At 65.3% G+C, this 14,625-nt stretch carries 12 protein-coding genes; 9 read left to right on the top strand and 3 right to left on the bottom strand.

The features are described from left to right. Positions 1 to 20: 20 nt before the first annotated feature. Complete coding sequence (locus ACTIFP_RS03965; protein WP_439567802.1) at positions 21 to 1,352, bottom strand: dicarboxylate/amino acid:cation symporter; 1,332 nt, start codon at positions 1,350 to 1,352, stop codon at positions 21 to 23. Between the two features lie 208 nt (positions 1,353 to 1,560). On the opposite strand from ACTIFP_RS03965, the gene ACTIFP_RS03970 reads away from it, so the two are divergent. From ACTIFP_RS03970 to ACTIFP_RS03985, 4 genes are all read left to right on the top strand, one after another. Further along, positions 1,561 to 3,315, top strand: coding sequence for a sensor histidine kinase (locus tag ACTIFP_RS03970; protein WP_439567415.1), 1,755 nt, complete (start codon positions 1,561 to 1,563; stop codon positions 3,313 to 3,315). Then, positions 3,312 to 4,649: a sigma-54-dependent transcriptional regulator gene (locus ACTIFP_RS03975; protein WP_439567416.1), complete on the top strand. Its 1,338-nt coding sequence runs from the start codon at positions 3,312 to 3,314 to the stop codon at positions 4,647 to 4,649. The genes ACTIFP_RS03970 and ACTIFP_RS03975 overlap by 4 nt, the downstream gene beginning before the upstream one ends. A gap of 506 nt (positions 4,650 to 5,155) precedes the next feature. Continuing rightward, a complete protein-coding gene (locus tag ACTIFP_RS03980) occupies positions 5,156 to 5,695 on the top strand; it encodes a nuclear transport factor 2 family protein (RefSeq protein WP_439567417.1) in 540 nt (179 codons plus the stop codon). Positions 5,696 to 5,697: 2 nt separating this feature from the next. After that, positions 5,698 to 6,165, top strand: a complete 468-nt coding sequence (locus ACTIFP_RS03985) for a DUF3237 domain-containing protein (RefSeq protein ID WP_439567418.1) — start codon at positions 5,698 to 5,700, stop codon at positions 6,163 to 6,165. Here the strand turns inward: ACTIFP_RS03985 and ACTIFP_RS03990 are convergent. Beyond that, positions 6,158 to 7,810, bottom strand: a complete 1,653-nt coding sequence (locus ACTIFP_RS03990; protein WP_439567419.1) for a long-chain fatty acid--CoA ligase — start codon at positions 7,808 to 7,810, stop codon at positions 6,158 to 6,160. The two genes, ACTIFP_RS03985 and ACTIFP_RS03990, sit on opposite strands and share 8 nt — an antisense overlap. A gap of 182 nt (positions 7,811 to 7,992) precedes the next feature. Between ACTIFP_RS03990 and ACTIFP_RS03995 the strand changes: the two genes are divergently transcribed. Continuing rightward, entirely contained in the window at positions 7,993 to 9,174 is a 1,182-nt protein-coding gene (locus ACTIFP_RS03995; protein WP_439567420.1) for an acyl-CoA dehydrogenase family protein, read from the top strand. A 12-nt stretch (positions 9,175 to 9,186) separates the two neighbouring features. Beyond that, the gene (locus ACTIFP_RS04000; RefSeq protein ID WP_439567421.1) at positions 9,187 to 10,299 is read left to right on the top strand and encodes an acyl-CoA dehydrogenase family protein; all 1,113 of its coding nucleotides are present in this window, start codon (positions 9,187 to 9,189) and stop codon (positions 10,297 to 10,299) included. Here the strand turns inward: ACTIFP_RS04000 and ACTIFP_RS04005 are convergent. After that, entirely contained in the window at positions 10,296 to 11,624 is a 1,329-nt protein-coding gene (locus ACTIFP_RS04005; protein WP_439567422.1) for a spinster family MFS transporter, read from the bottom strand. The genes ACTIFP_RS04000 and ACTIFP_RS04005 overlap by 4 nt on opposite strands. A gap of 187 nt (positions 11,625 to 11,811) precedes the next feature. On the opposite strand from ACTIFP_RS04005, the gene ACTIFP_RS04010 reads away from it, so the two are divergent. The 3 genes from ACTIFP_RS04010 (at position 11,812) to ACTIFP_RS04020 (ending at position 14,621) form a co-directional block, all read left to right on the top strand. Then, on the top strand, positions 11,812 to 12,714 hold the full coding sequence (locus ACTIFP_RS04010; RefSeq protein ID WP_439567423.1) for an alpha/beta fold hydrolase: 903 nt from the start codon (positions 11,812 to 11,814) through the stop codon (positions 12,712 to 12,714). A gap of 139 nt (positions 12,715 to 12,853) precedes the next feature. Beyond that, positions 12,854 to 13,663, top strand: coding sequence for an IclR family transcriptional regulator (locus ACTIFP_RS04015; RefSeq protein WP_439567424.1), 810 nt, complete (start codon positions 12,854 to 12,856; stop codon positions 13,661 to 13,663). Between the two features lie 91 nt (positions 13,664 to 13,754). Beyond that, a complete protein-coding gene (locus ACTIFP_RS04020) occupies positions 13,755 to 14,621 on the top strand; it encodes an SMP-30/gluconolactonase/LRE family protein (RefSeq protein WP_439567425.1) in 867 nt (288 codons plus the stop codon). Positions 14,622 to 14,625 lie beyond the last annotated feature (4 nt).

Raw genomic sequence — 14,625 nt, forward strand, 5'->3', positions numbered from 1 at the left:
ATCGATGACCTTTGCGGCCTTTAATCCGTGTCTTGTTCGATCGGCGGCGCGGCCAGTGGGGACGCCGCGCCGCCGTCCAGCACCGCCCGCAACTGGTCGCGGTCGAGTGCATTGTCCCAGCGCGCGACGACGACCGTCGCCACCGCGTTGCCGATGAAATTGGTGAGGCTGCGGCATTCGGACATGAAGCGGTCGATGCCGAGGATCAGCGCCATTCCTGCGACCGGGACCGACGGCACGATCGACAGCGTCGCGGCGAGGGTGATGAACCCCGCCCCGGTTACCCCCGCGGCGCCCTTTGAACTGATCATCGCGACGAGCAGCAGCGCCACCTGGTCGCCCAGCGACAGATCGACGTTGCACGCCTGCGCGATGAACAGCGCGGCGAGCGTCATATAGATGTTGGTGCCGTCGAGGTTGAACGAATAGCCGGTGGGCACGACCAGCCCGACGACCGATTTCTCGCAGCCCGCACGCTGCATCTTTTCGATCAGGCTGGGCAGCGCGGCTTCGGACGAGGAGGTGCCGAGCACCAGCAGCAATTCGGCCTTGAGATAACGGCAGAGCTTCAGCACCGAAAAGCCGTTGAGCCGCGCGACGAGCCCAAGGACGCCGAGCACAAAGATGAGCGACGTCAGGTAAAAGGTCGCGACAAGCTGGCCAAGATTGACGAGCGAGCCAAGGCCATATTTGCCGATCGTGAAGGCGATCGCACCGAAGGCGCCGATCGGCGCGGCGCGCATCAACACGCCGACGAGCCGGAAGACGACCAGCCCAACGCGCTCGAGAAAGTCGAGGACCGGTTCGGCAGGTTTGCCGACCATCGACAGCGACAGGCCGAACAGGATCGCGACGAACAATGTCTGGAGGATCGAACCGTCGGTGAACGCCGACAAAAAGGTCGTCGGGATGATATCGAGCAGGAAGCCGGTCAGGCTGGCTTCATGCGCCTTTTTGTCGAAATCGGCGACCGCACTCGCGTCGAGCGTGGCCGGATCTATATTCATTCCGGCCCCCGGCTGGACCACATTGGCGACGACCAGCCCGACGATCAGCGCCAGGGTCGAAAAGAAGAGGAAATAGGCAAAGGCCTTGCCCGCGACGCGGCCGACCGAGGCCATCTCCTTCATCCCCGCGATGCCGGTGACGACGGTCAGGAAGATCACCGGGGTGATGATCATCTTGACCAGCTTGATGAAGCCGTCGCCGAGCGGCTTCAGCGCTTCGCCGGTCGACGGCCAGACATGGCCGATGATCGCCCCGAGCAGGATGGCGGCCAGAACCTGGACGTAGAGGTGGCGATAGAAGGGCTTGGCCTCCCCCGGCGTCCGATGAGATTCGTCGATAACAATGGCGGCCACGTGTCACATCCTCCCGAGCGCGGCATTTCGCCGCTGCTTCATCAAGTTTATGGTCGGCACCATTGCCGGTCCATCAATCCAAGTTTTCGTTATAACTATTTGGTAAAAATCAATAATTCCATGAACTCCAGATTGCCGCATCCCAATTCTGTGCGATTTTCCGCTTAGCAACGAGTGATTTGTGCGATAATCCGCACATATGGCTGACGCAACCGATAGAGATGATTCGCGGCCGCTCGGCATCGGGCGGCGGCTGGTCTGGACATCCTTGCTCGCCCTGCTGCTGCTGGGGTTGATCGCGGTCGCGGCGTTCGGCTGGGCGGCCGATCATGCGCGCGGGGCGTCCGACGTCGCTGCGGCACAGCAGGCGCGCAGCGCGGCGAGCCGCCTGGCCGGGGAGTTGCAGAAATTCCGTCTGCTGCCGCTGGTGCTCACCGAATATCCCGACGTCCATGTCGTGCTGGGCGACGGCAATGCCGCCGCGGTGACGCGCATGAACAACAAGCTGGAATTGCTCGCCGACCGTACCGACGCCGCCGCCATCTATCTAATCGGCCGCGATGGCCGCACGATCGCGGCGAGCAACTGGCGCCAGCCGCAGAGCTTTGTCGGCCAGAATTACGGCTTCCGTCCCTATTTTCGCGACGCGATGGCAAAGGGCGGGGCAGAGCTCTTTGCGCTCGGCACGGTCAGCGGGCGACCAGGGCTGTTTATCGCGCGCCGGGTCGAGGACGGCGGTCGCGACCTGGGGGTCATCGTCGTCAAGGTCGAGTTCGATCGCCTCGAAACCGAATGGGCGCGCCAGCCGCTCGCGACCTTCGTTACCGACGACCATGGCGTCGTTATCATCACCAGCCGACCGGCGTGGCGATTCCGGACCATGGCGCCGATCGACGAGCGTACCCGCGCGGCGATCCGCGCCGCCTTGCAGTTCGGCAAGCTGCCGCTCGCGCCGTTGCCGCTGACCCGCGCTGGCGCGACATGGACCGAGGGCGGCCTTCGCTATCGCGAGGCGGTGCTGCCGGTGCCGATGGCGGGCGCGACGCTGCACGCGTTCCAGCCGACCGCACCGGCGGAGGCCAGCGCGAACGCGACCGCGCGCACCGCGATCCTGATCGCCTTCATCCTGCTCGCGGCGCTGCTGACTTGGCGGTTCCGCGCCCGCGAGACGCAGCGATTGCAACAAGAAGCGCGCCGCATGCTCGAGGTCGAGGTCGCGGCGCGCACCGCCGATCTGGTCGACGCCAACCGCCGTTTCCGTTCGGCGCGTGAGGAACTGGCGCAGGCCAGCCGGCTGGGCACGATCGGCCAGATTACCGCGGGCGTGGCGCATGAAATCAACCAGCCAGTGGCGGCGATCCGCGGCTTTGCCGAAAATGCCGGGACATTCCTCGACCGCGGCGATCCGGCCAAGGCGCGCGACAATCTGGGTACGATCGTCGCATTGACCGAACGGATCGGCGCGATCGTTGCCGAACTGCGCACATTTGCCCGGCGGAGCACCCCCGCAATGGGGCCGGTCGAAATTGCGGCGGTGATCGACGGCGCGCTGTTGCTGGTCGGCGACCGGATCCGCGAACAGGGCGTGACGATCGAACGCCGCGGCGAGGTGGTCGGGCTGCGCTGCGTTGCCGATCGCGTCCGGCTCGAACAGATTCTTGTCAACCTGCTGCAAAATGCGCTCGACGCGCTCGGCGGTCGCAACGCGCCGTGGATCGTGATCGAGACATTGGCGGGGAGCGACATCGCGATCATCGTCGCCGACAATGGGCCGGGAATAGCCGCCGACGTTGCCGACAATCTCTTCACCCCCTTCGTCACCGGCAAAGCCGAAGGCCTGGGGCTTGGGCTGGGTATCGCGCGCGACATTGCCCGCGAATTCGGCGGTGCGCTCGACAGCGTGTCGTCACCGATCGGCGGCGCGGCGTTCGAACTCAGGGTCCGCCGCGCATGAGCGAATTCGTGACGCGCCAGCATATCATTTTTGTCGACGACGATGACGCGCTGCGCGCGGCGACGACGCAGTCGCTCGAACTCGCCGAAATCGACGTGCGCGCCTTTGCCGACGCCGAAAGCGCGCTCGCCGAAATCGACGCGCGCTTCGTCGGCGCGGTCGTCACCGACATTCGGATGCCGCGGCTCGACGGGCTCGAATTTTTTGCCCGCATTCGGGCGATTGATCCCGACATACCGGTCATCCTGATCACCGGACACGCCGATGTACCGATGGCGATCGGGGCGCTCAAAAGCGGCGCATTCGACTTTTTGGCCAAACCCTATGCGACCGACCATCTGCTGGCGGCGGTTCGCAAGGCGCTGGAGACGCGGCGGCTGGTCCTCGACAACCGGATGCTGCGCGAAGCCGCCGCATCGAGCGCCGACAGCCCGCTGATCGGCGACAGCCCGATCATGTCGCAACTGCGCGCGACGATCCTGCAGATTGCGCGCGCCGACATCGACGTGCTGGTCGAGGGCGAGACCGGGACCGGCAAGGAACTCGCCGCGTTGCTCCTCCACCGCAAGGGGCCCCGGTCGGGCCGCCCGTTCGTCGCGGTCGATTGCGGCGCGCTGCCTGAACAGCTCGCCGAGGTCGAATTGTTCGGCCACGATCGCGGCGCGGTCGGTTACGGTGCGATCGCGCGCGAGGGACGGGTCGAACAGGCCAATCGCGGCACGCTGTTCCTCGACGGGATCGACAATATGCCGCTAGCGATCCAGTCCATGCTGCTCCGCGTCGTCGAGGAGCGCAAGGTGCAGCCCATCGGCGCCACCGATCCGCGCGCGGTCGACCTGCGCATCATCGCATCGGCGCGCGGCGATTTGCAGAAGTCGGTCAGCGCAGGCAGTTTTCGCGAGGATCTCTTCTACCGGCTCAACGTCGTGCGACTGCGCATGCCGCCGCTGCGTGAACGGCGGGCCGATATTCCCGCGCTCTTTGCGTGCTTCGTCGAGGAAGCCATGGGGCGGCTCAGCGCGCAGGATTTCGCGATGAGCGACGCCGCGCGCCGCTTCCTGATCGAGCATGACTGGCCGGGCAACGTCCGCGAGCTGCGCAATTTCGCCTATAGCGAGGTGCTGGGGATCGACGCGCGCGCGAGCGAAACCGGCGAAGCGATGGCGACTCTGCCCGAGCGGATCGCCCAGTTCGAAGCGCATGCGATCCGCGATGCGCTGGCGAGCACCAACGGCGACGTCACCGCAGCGCTGGCGATATTGCGCGTCCCGCGCAAGACACTTTATGACAAGCTCGCGCGGCACGCGATCGATCCCAAATCTTACCGGAAATAGCGGGGCATATGTCGCGGTCACCGCGGGTAAGGCGCGACACACCACACCTTGGCGCGCGTGCGGAAGTGTTTTGACGCCGGAACCCGGGTTCAGCCAGCCCTTTTAGGACTGGCACCGCGCCGAAGCACAGGCTTGCCTTTCGTGCGGCTGGTTAAATGGAATGATTGGCAGCGATCGCAGCGATATGGCCGCAGTTCGGCCTCGGCGCCCTGAGCAATCGCCAGTGCGTCCTCCGCCGATCGATAGGACCGCTTCCTTTTGCAAATTCTGAGCCTGGTGCGCATATCGCCTTGTCGCCAAAAACGCGGACGGAGGCTTTCAGGATTTAGTCTCCAAAAGCCAACCGGCCAAGATCGGCGAGTTCTACTGCGGGGACTGACACAATTTCAACTTTAGTCGGGCGGGCTACGCCTGATCACCCATGCGATATTTTACGGTACGGCCTGCCGAGCTCTTGTGTGCGGGGGCTCTCGATGCATCTTCCCGGCAAATGATGGGAACGGAACATGGAGGGCGGAGTGCTTGAGATCGCAGGACTTCTGGATCGGGAAAAGATTCGCGATTGCCTCTATCGCTATTGCCGGGGGATTGATCGAGCCGACGAAGCGTTGCTCCGCGCATCTTATTGGCCCGATGGCACCGACACGCATGGCGCCTACCGCGGCAGCGCATCGGGCTTCGTCGACTGGGCGATGCAGGCCCTGCCCAATATCGAGCGCGGCATCCACCAGATCCACAACATCCTGATCGAGCTGCAAGGCACGGAGGCCGCGGTCGAAAGCTATTTCACCGCGTTGCAGCGTCAGGCCAATAGCGCGGGCGTGCGGGTCGAGGTCCACATGGCGGGGCGATATGTTGATCGGTTCGAAAAGCGTGGCGACGAGTGGCGCGTTGCCGATCGCGTCGTCGTTTTCGACTGGGTCGAGGAGCGGCCAGCACCCGAAAAAAGCGAGGCCGAGCGCTTTGCGCATCGCCGACCGATCGGGGAACACTGGCCGGACGATGCGGTCTATATCCTGCTCGCCGCCGTATCGAAAGGAGAATGACAATGGCAATCGAGACGCTCGCGTGGGAGCCGCTTTTTGTGATGCGCCTGAACGTCGCATATGATCAGGCCCAGCCAATCGGCGGGGAGGGACGGCTCGGGATTTTTCCGGTGCACGGCGGCACGTTTGAAGGGCCGCGGCTGCGCGGCCGCGTGACGCCTGATGGAGCCGACTGGGTGACCTGGCGCGGTGACGGGACGATGGTCATCGACGTGCGCACGTCGCTCGAGACCGATGACGGCGCCCGGATCGCGATGCATTATACCGGGGTCATGGTCCCAACCTCACCCGAGGCCGCAGGGCGCTTCGCGCGGCGCGAGCCAGGGCCTTACGGGGATCTCTATCTTCGCACGACGCCGCGCTTTGTCACCGGACATGCCGATTATGACTGGCTGAACCGCGTCGTTGCCGTCGCCAATGGCATGCGCACCGACGACGGCCCGATGTATCATGTGTTTGCCATCAAATGATCACCTCTGCCGCTGCGGCGAAATGGTCGCCGTGGCGCTTGCGGAGCTCGGTCTTGAGCAGCTTGCCCGTCGCGGTGTGCGGCAGGTCTTCGACGAAAAGAATATCGTCGGGCAGCCACCAGCGCGCGACCTTTTCGGCAAGATGCGCCATAATCTCGTCCTTCGCGCACGTCGCGCCGGAATGGAGTCGCACGAGCATCAGCGGCCGTTCCTGCCATTTGGGATGCTCGATACCGATCACTGCTGCCTCGGCGATTCCAGGGTGGGCGACGGCAGCGTTTTCGAGGTCGATCGATGAAATCCATTCGCCGCCCGATTTGATCACGTCCTTGGCGCGGTCGGTGATCTGAAGGAAACCGTCGGGGTCGATTCTGGCGACGTCGCCGGTGTCAAACCAGCCGCCCGCATCGAGCGCGCTGCCCGCCGGCTGGCCATGATAGGCACCAAGAACCCATGGCCCGCGCACTTTCAGGAGCCCGGCCGCCGCGCCGTCGCGGGGCAGTTCGCGACCGTCCTCGTCCTCGATGCGCAGTTCGATACCGAACACCGCGCGGCCTTGCAGCGCGCGCAGATCGATCTGTTCCGCGTCTGAAAGCCCGTCGTGATGCGCGAGCGGACGGCAGACGGTCGCGACGGGGCTGGTTTCGGTCATTCCCCAGGCCTGCATCGTTTCGACGCCGAGCAGGCGCCGGAAGCGTTCGATCAGCGACCGCGGCGTCGCAGCGCCGCCGGTGAAGACCCGGTCGAGCTTCAATGTTTGCCGGTCCTCTGCCGGGCGATCGCGCTCGAGATGGTCGAGGAACGCGAACCAGATCGTCGGCACGCCAAGCGAAAAGGTGACGGCTTCATCGCGCATCAGGTCGAACAGGGAAACCGGATCGAGCGCCGATCCGGGCAGCACCAGTTTCGAACCCGCCATCGCTGCCGAATAAGGGATGCCCCAGGCGTTGACGTGGAACAGCGGCGTGACGACGAGGATCGAGTCCGCTGCGCCGAGCGCCATGCTGTCGTTCGCCAGCGCGCTCATCGCGTGGAGCACGGTCGATCGGTGGCTGTAGAGCACGCCCTTTGGATTGCCCGTCGTCCCGCTGGTGTAACAGAGCGCGCTGGCCGAATTTTCGTCGAGAACGGGCCAGACATCGATCGCGCGCGGGCCGGAGGTCAGGCTCTGGTATGAGATCGGGTCGGCGATGCCGGTCGTCGGCATGTCGGCCTGGTCGCTGAGGATGATGATCCGTTCGATCTTTGGCAGGTCGCGCAGCATCGGTTCGACAATCGCGAGGAGATCGGGATCGACGCACAGCACACGCGCCCCGCCATCGTCGATGATGTAGCGGATCTGGTCGGGGAACAGGCGCGGATTGACGGTGTGCAGCACCATGCCCGCGCCGCTGACGCCGTAATAGAGTTCCAGATGCGGCAGCCGGTTCCATGCGAGCGTCGCGACGCGGTCGCCGGGACGCAGGCCAAGGTCAGCGAGCCCGGCGGCGATGTGGCGGGCGTGGCGCTCGACCGTCTGCCAATCCGATCGCGCCAGCGAGCCATCGGCGCCGCGCGAGACGATTTCGCGCCGCGGATGATTGATTGCGGCGTGGCGGATCAGCATTGCCGTCGTCAGCTGCTGCGTCTGCATCAGGCCTTGCATCGAACCTCTCCTTGAAAGACTGAATTGGCCTCCACGATTGCCCAGCCTCGCGGCGCTGCGAAGCCCGGCATCGGCTGCGCGTCGACAATCACATTTGCGAAATTGGCCCGTTCCTTCATCGCGCGTGCGCGGGCGAGGCGTTGCTGCGGCTAAGCCCGTCAGCAAGGATGGGAGATGCGACAATGAATCTGGACCTCAGCCCGGAAGACCGGGATTTTCAGCAGGAAGTCCGTGCGTTTTTCGCAGACAGCATCCCCGAAGAGTGGAAGGACACCGTTCGCGCCGGCCTTCGTCTCGCCCCGGCAACGCTCACGGCTTACCAGCACCGGCTTGCCGCTCGCGGCTGGGGCGCGCCGACTTGGCCAAAGGAATATGGCGGCACCGGCTGGACTCCGCGACAACTCCACATCTTCTGGTCGGAGGCGTCGGCGGCCGACGCGCCGTCGCAGTTTCATCAGGGCCTCGAACTGATTGGGCCGATCATTTTTACCTATGGCAGCCAGGCGCAGAAGGATTTCTACCTGCCGCGGATCATCACTGGCGAGGATTGGTGGTGTCAGGGCTATTCGGAACCCGGCGCCGGGTCTGATCTGGCTGCGCTGCGCACCCGCGCGGCGCGCGAGGGTGACGATTATGTAATCAACGGCCACAAGATGTGGACCAGCTATGCCCATGTCGCGAACCGCATGTTCATTCTTGCGCGCACGTCGACCGAGGCGCGGCGACAACAGGGCATTTCGCTGATGCTGGTCGATATGGACGCGCCGGGCATCCGCATCAGCCCGATCCACACGCTCGATGAAAAGCATCATACGAACGAAGTCTTCCTCGACGACGTCCGCATCCCGGTGGACAACCTTGTCGGTGAGGAAGGCATGGGCTGGAATTACGGCAAGGTGCTGCTCGACCGCGAACGCATGGTCGCCGCGGCGACCGCGATGTTCCTGCCGCAGACGCTGCGCGCGGTGCGCGCGGCGGCGGCGCGGCGGCGCGTGGCAAACGGGGTGTTGCTCGACAAACCCGAATTCCGCGCCAAACTTGCGCAGGTCGAGATCGAGGCGCTGGCGGTGCAGGCAATGGTGCTGCGCCTGATGGCCGATGCCGCGGCAGGCGCCGATTCGGGTGCGCGCGGGTCGATGGTCAAGCTGCGCTGGTCAGAACTGACGCAGCAGGCGACGGCGCTGTGGGTCGAAGCGCTGGGTCCGCGAGCACAACATTTCGCGGCGCTCGATGAGTCTGGCCCGCTGCCGGAAGATATGCCGCTCGCGCTGCAGGGCGCACTCTATGCGCGCGTCACCACCATTTACGGCGGGTCGAGCGAGATCCAGCGCAACATTATCGCGCGCCGTGCACTCGGCCTTTGAGGGAGAAGACTCATGCAGTTCGCCTATAATGACGAGCAGCAGATGCTGCGCGACAGCGTCGAGCGCTTTGGTGTGGAGGAGTGGAATCCTGCGGATCGGTTGAAGCGGCTTGCGGATGTTGGCGAAGGTGCCGCGCAGCGTTGGGCGCGGATGGCCGAGCTGGGGTGGCTGATGCTGCCGATTGCCGAAGCAGACGGCGGGCTTGGCGGTGGGCCGATCGAGGTGATGGCGGTCATGGAAGGTGTCGGTCGCTACCTGATGACCGACGCCTATGTCACCCATTGCGTCCTGGCGCCCGCGCTGATGGCGGGTGGCGGCGACCATTGCCGCGCGCTGCTCGAAAAGATCGGGGCGGGCGAGGTGCGGATCGCCGCGGCGCTGATCGAGGATGCGGGTTTTGACACCATGCCGATTGCCACCGTCGCATCGGCCGACGGCGATGGTTTCAGACTGACGGGTGCGAAGGAGCATGTCGAGGATGGCGCCGATGCCGACTGGTATCTTGTGTCGGCGCGCGCCGCAGTAACGTCGGGCGAACATGCCGGTGCCAGCCTGTTCCTCGTCCCGCGCCACGCCGACGGGCTGGTGGTGCAGCGTTTCCGTTCGGTCGACGGGCATCGCCATTGCAGCCTTGAACTGGTCGATGTCGCGGGCATTCCGGTCGGCGCGATCGGTGAGGCGGCGGATCGCATCGATGCGGCGCTCGACCGTGCCATCGTCGCGCATCTTGCCGAAGCGGTCGGGTCGATGGAGGCGGCGGTCGATGCGACGCTCGATTATGTGCGCACGCGCCAGCAGTTCGGTGCGCCGATCGGCAGCTTTCAGGTGGTCCAGCACAAGGTCGTCGACATGAGCGTTGCGTGCGAAGAAGCGCGCGCGCTCACCCTGGTCGCCGCATCGCAGCTTGCGAGCGGCGGCGACGCATCATCCCTGATTGCCGCGGCGAAGGTCCGCGTTGCGCAGTGCGGTATCGCGGTGGCGCAGCAGGCGGTGCAACTGCACGGCGGCGTCGGCACCAGCGAAGAACTGGTCGTCAGCCACCATTTGCGCCGCCAGATGATGCTGGATCTGGCGCATGGCGACCGCGACCACCACAAGGCGCGCTTCGCCGAACTGACGCGCTAGAAATTCTGCTTCGCCTCGTCGGCTTCGATCCGGCGCCCGGCGAGCCAGAACAGCAACGATCCGATTGCCAGCGGCAGCGCGACGAGCGCCATTGCGACGCGCAAACCTTGCGCGCTGCCCAGCGTCGGCGCGAGCAGGTCGCTGGCGATGCCGACGAACAGTGGCCCGAGGGCAAGGCCGATGGCGTTGGTGACGAACAGCTGCACCGCCGCCGCCATGGCGCGGACGCGCGCCGGGACCAGCGTCTGCACCGACGCGAAGACCGAGCCGTAGTTGAGGGCATGAACGAAAATCGCGCCGCCGAGGAGGGCGAAGGAAAGCTCCACCGTCGGGGCGAGGGCCGCCCCCGCGAACAGCGGCGCGGCGACGACGAGCGATGTCGATGGAACCAGTGTATAGCCCCTGATCCCCTGACGCGCGGCGCGATCCGCAAGTTGCCCGCCGACAAAGGTGCCGACCATGCCGACCAGTCCGACGATCAGGCCGAGGCTGAGACCCAGAAACACTGTCGGCGCTACGCCCCAGCTTGCCGCCAGCGCGTCGATTCCGGCGATATGCGTGCGCATGTAGAGCGAACCGAAAAACGAAGCCTGTCCATAATAGCCGAAGGCACCCATCGCCGTGCCGAACGAGATCAGCCAGAAGCTTGGCAATTTGCGCAGCGTCGTGAGAACCTGGCCCAGCGGCATGTGCGGGGCGGCGGCCAGCGGGGTGATCGCGCGCTTGCGCGGCTCGTCGAGCGCAAACCACACCGCGACGGCCAGCACGATGCCCGGAATACCCGCGATCAGGAAAGCCGCGCGCCAGCCAAGCGTGGCGAGCAAGATACCGCCGAGGACGAGGCCGGCGAGCGAGCCGACGGGTACGCCGAGCGAATAAAGCGCCAGCGCGCGGCCGCGCTGTTCGCGCGGGACATAGTCGGTGATCAGGCTGTGCGCGGCGGGGGTGCAGCCGGCTTCGCCGACCCCGACACCGATGCGCGCGAGCAGCAATTCGGTAAAGTTGCGCGCCACCCCGCACAGCGCGGTAAACCCGCTCCACACAAACAGCGCGACCGCGATCATTCCGACGCGGTTACCGCGGTCGGCGATCCGCGCCAGCGGGATGCCGAGCAGGGTGTAGAAGAGTGCGAACGCCAGGCCGCTGATCATCCCGATCTGCCAGTCCGCGAGATTCAGGTCGACTTTCATCGGTTCCACCAGGATCGTCACGATCTGCCGGTCGAGCATGTTGAAGGCATAGACGATCATCAGCAGGAACAGCGCGCCATAGGGCACGCGGGCGGGCGCGCCTGCGCCGGGCATGGTCATCGTGTCGCCGGTCATAAACCTCTCCCTGGCAGGCGCATTGCCCGTCCATCTCGATGCCACTCTAGGGATTTGGTCGCCGTGCGCAGGGAGGCAGGGCCGCAACGGCGCGATTATCCCCATGCTGATTTGTCGCACTGGCCGCCGCCTGCGCTCGCCCTGTCGGCGCGCGCCGATCAGATAGAGGCGAAAGGGAAGAGGCGGCATGGCATTTGCAACGAACGGCGAGACGTGCGTCTTTTATGAACGCATGGCGGCGGGCGATGGTCCGGCGGTGATCCTGCTTGCCGGTGCCGGGCGCCCGTCGACCGATTTCGACGGCCTGTTCGCCGCGCCGCTGGTCGCCGCGGGCCTGGTGCCGATCCGGGTCGACAACCGCGATACCGGCCGCTCGACGGCACTGGTCGATGCCGTTCCCGACCTGCCAGCGATCAGGGCGGCGGCGCTGGGCAACGGCGATGCGCTGCCGCCCTATGGCATCGCCGATATGGCGAGCGATGTGCTGGCGGTGATGGACGCCGAAGCAATCGATCGCGCCCATTTCATCGGCCGGTCGATCGGCGGTCTGATCGCTCAGCAACTTGCCGTGCGGCACCCCGACCGCGTGGTCAGCCTGTCGCTGATCATGGCGATGAGCCGATCGATGGCGGATGTCATTCCCGACGCCGCGCTCGATCGGCTGATGGCCGAGAATATTGCCGACGAGGCGGCCTATGTCGAACGCCAGATCGGCGTCGCGCAGGCGAATGCCATGGCGCAGGATTTCGATGCCGAGCGCATCAGCGCCGAGGCGCGGATCGCGTGGCGGCACGGCATCCACCGCGGCGGCACGGCGCGCCACTTCGCCGCCAGCCTCGCCGCGCCCGACCTGCGCGCGGCGCTGGACGCGGTGCGCGTCCCGACTCTCATCCTTCACGGACGCCATGACAAAGTCATCCCGCTGGCGCGCGCGGCGGAAACCGCCGCGGCGATTCCGGGCGCGACATTCGAGATCGACGAGACGATGGGGCATGATGGTCCGCCGCGGCTTCGCGCCGCTTGGGCACGCCGGATCGCGGCGCATCTGGCCGCTGCTGACCCTAACCTTCACCCGAAATCACATATGTGATATGATGGTTCCAAGTCGCGGTTTTCGCGGCTGGGCGGACGGCGTGCGGTATCTGAACCGTATCACAGACCGTCACCGGGCGGCGAAACTGGTCAACCACAGATGGCGCTTCCCACGCTGCAGTCGTTGAGGTGGAGAGATGATACGCAAGCCCGTCAAATCGGCGTCGCGCACCTTTGAAGTGCTCGAACTGTTCCGCGATCGCCGCCAGCCGCTTCGCCTCAACGAAATCTATTCGGCGCTCGGCTATCCGCAATCGAGCACGACCAACCTGCTGAAGAGCATGGTGATCGAAGGTTATCTCAATTATAACCGCAAAGCGCGGACCTATCTGCCGACCTTGCAGGTCGCGTCGCTCGGCAGCTGGCTATATGGTCATGTCGCTTTCGGCCGCGGTTATAACTGGCTGATCGACGAGCTGTTTCGCAAGACCGAGGAAACGGTCGTGCTCGCGACGCAGAATGACCTGTTCATCCAATATATGACGATGCGGGTGCCCGATCATCCGCACAAGCGTCCGCCCAACCCCGGCGAGATGCGCCTGATGCTCGATGCGACATCGGGCATGGTGTTGATGAGCCAGATGCGCGACCGCGAAATCGACAAAATCTACCGCTATTCCAACTATTACGAGCTGAATCCCGACAAGGCGATCACGCTGGAGGATGTGATGAGCCGCATTCGCTGGATCCGCCACACCGGCTATTGCTACTGGCCCGAACATCCGGTGCCGGGCATCGCGTCGATCGCCATGTCGCTGGGCGAGAGCGTCAACGGCATCCCACTGGTCATCGGTATCGGCGGCACGACCGAACGGCTGTCGCCGCGCCGCGCCGAATTCGTCGAACTGATGCGCGACACGATCGCCGAATTTCATCGCCGTTTCCCGCAGGACGAACGGGCAACCGACGACGAGGATCGGGACGATCTTCCCGTCGCTGCCGAATAGTCATTCCATTTGAAATAATGCCGGACCCCCGCACGCCGCGCGATGTGGGCCGCGCGCCGACGTCTATCGTCGCGCCGGAAAAGGAGATTCTATGCCCGTCGAAATCGATCTGCTGGACGCCGGGGTTGCCGGGCTGGGCGAAAGCCCGCTCTGGGATCATCGGAACGCGCGGCTGTGGTGGGTCGATTCGACCGCTGGTCGCCTGTGTTCGAGCGACGCCGAGGGCGCCGCGCAGGCCGAATGGACCTTTGATCAGCCGATCGGCAGCATCGGGCTGGCCGAGGGCGGGCTGATCGTCGCGCTGGCCGACGGTTTTTATCGCTTCGCGGCGGGCGACGGAGATCTCAACGCGATTGCGAACCCGCCGATGGCACCGGCGACCCGGCTCAATGACGGCAAGGCCGACCGCGCGGGCCGCTTCCTCGCGGCGTCGATGCGAACCGGCGACGCGATGGGGACCGCGGCGCTGTTCCGGCTCGACGCCGACGGGGCGACTACGTGCCTGGAGACCGGGATCGGGATCGGCAACGCGATCTGCTTTTCGCCAGATGGCGACATGCTCTATTTCGCCGATAGCCTCGACGGCATGCTGCGCCGTTATGCCTACGACCCGCAAAGCGGCGCGGTCGGGCCGCGGCATGACCTGGTCGATTGCCGCGCGCAGGGGTCGGGCGCCGACGGCGCGACGGTCGATGCCGAAGGGCGGATCTGGGTTGCGCTGGTGCTCGCGCAGGCGGTCGCCTGTTATGCGCCCGACGGAAAACTGCTGCGCTCGATCCCGGTGCCGTTGCCTTACCCGTCGTGCCCGGCATTCGGCGGGCCGAACCTCGACATCCTCTATCTCACGAGCATCGCCAATTCGGGTCACCGGATCGTCGCCGATCATCCCGACGCCGGGCGACTAACCGCGATCCGCGGGCTTGATGTCCCGGGGATCGCGGAAGGCATCTATCGCTGAGCGA

The organism is Sphingopyxis sp. (genome assembly GCF_051861155.1).
Lineage (GTDB): Bacteria > Pseudomonadota > Alphaproteobacteria > Sphingomonadales > Sphingomonadaceae > Sphingopyxis.

Coding starts and splice junctions, on each gene's coding strand:
- ACTIFP_RS03985 (WP_439567418.1), top strand. CDS start 5,698: ATGGCAATCGAGACGCTCGCGTGGGAGCCGCTTTTTGTGATGCGCCTG.
- ACTIFP_RS03980 (WP_439567417.1), top strand. CDS start 5,156: ATGGAGGGCGGAGTGCTTGAGATCGCAGGACTTCTGGATCGGGAAAAG.
- ACTIFP_RS04015 (WP_439567424.1), top strand. CDS start 12,854: ATGATACGCAAGCCCGTCAAATCGGCGTCGCGCACCTTTGAAGTGCTC.
- ACTIFP_RS04020 (WP_439567425.1), top strand. CDS start 13,755: ATGCCCGTCGAAATCGATCTGCTGGACGCCGGGGTTGCCGGGCTGGGC.
- ACTIFP_RS04010 (WP_439567423.1), top strand. CDS start 11,812: ATGGCATTTGCAACGAACGGCGAGACGTGCGTCTTTTATGAACGCATG.
- ACTIFP_RS04000 (WP_439567421.1), top strand. CDS start 9,187: ATGCAGTTCGCCTATAATGACGAGCAGCAGATGCTGCGCGACAGCGTC.
- ACTIFP_RS03970 (WP_439567415.1), top strand. CDS start 1,561: ATGGCTGACGCAACCGATAGAGATGATTCGCGGCCGCTCGGCATCGGG.
- ACTIFP_RS04005 (WP_439567422.1), bottom strand. CDS start 11,624: ATGACCGGCGACACGATGACCATGCCCGGCGCAGGCGCGCCCGCCCGC.
- ACTIFP_RS03975 (WP_439567416.1), top strand. CDS start 3,312: ATGAGCGAATTCGTGACGCGCCAGCATATCATTTTTGTCGACGACGAT.
- ACTIFP_RS03990 (WP_439567419.1), bottom strand. CDS start 7,810: ATGCAAGGCCTGATGCAGACGCAGCAGCTGACGACGGCAATGCTGATC.
- ACTIFP_RS03995 (WP_439567420.1), top strand. CDS start 7,993: ATGAATCTGGACCTCAGCCCGGAAGACCGGGATTTTCAGCAGGAAGTC.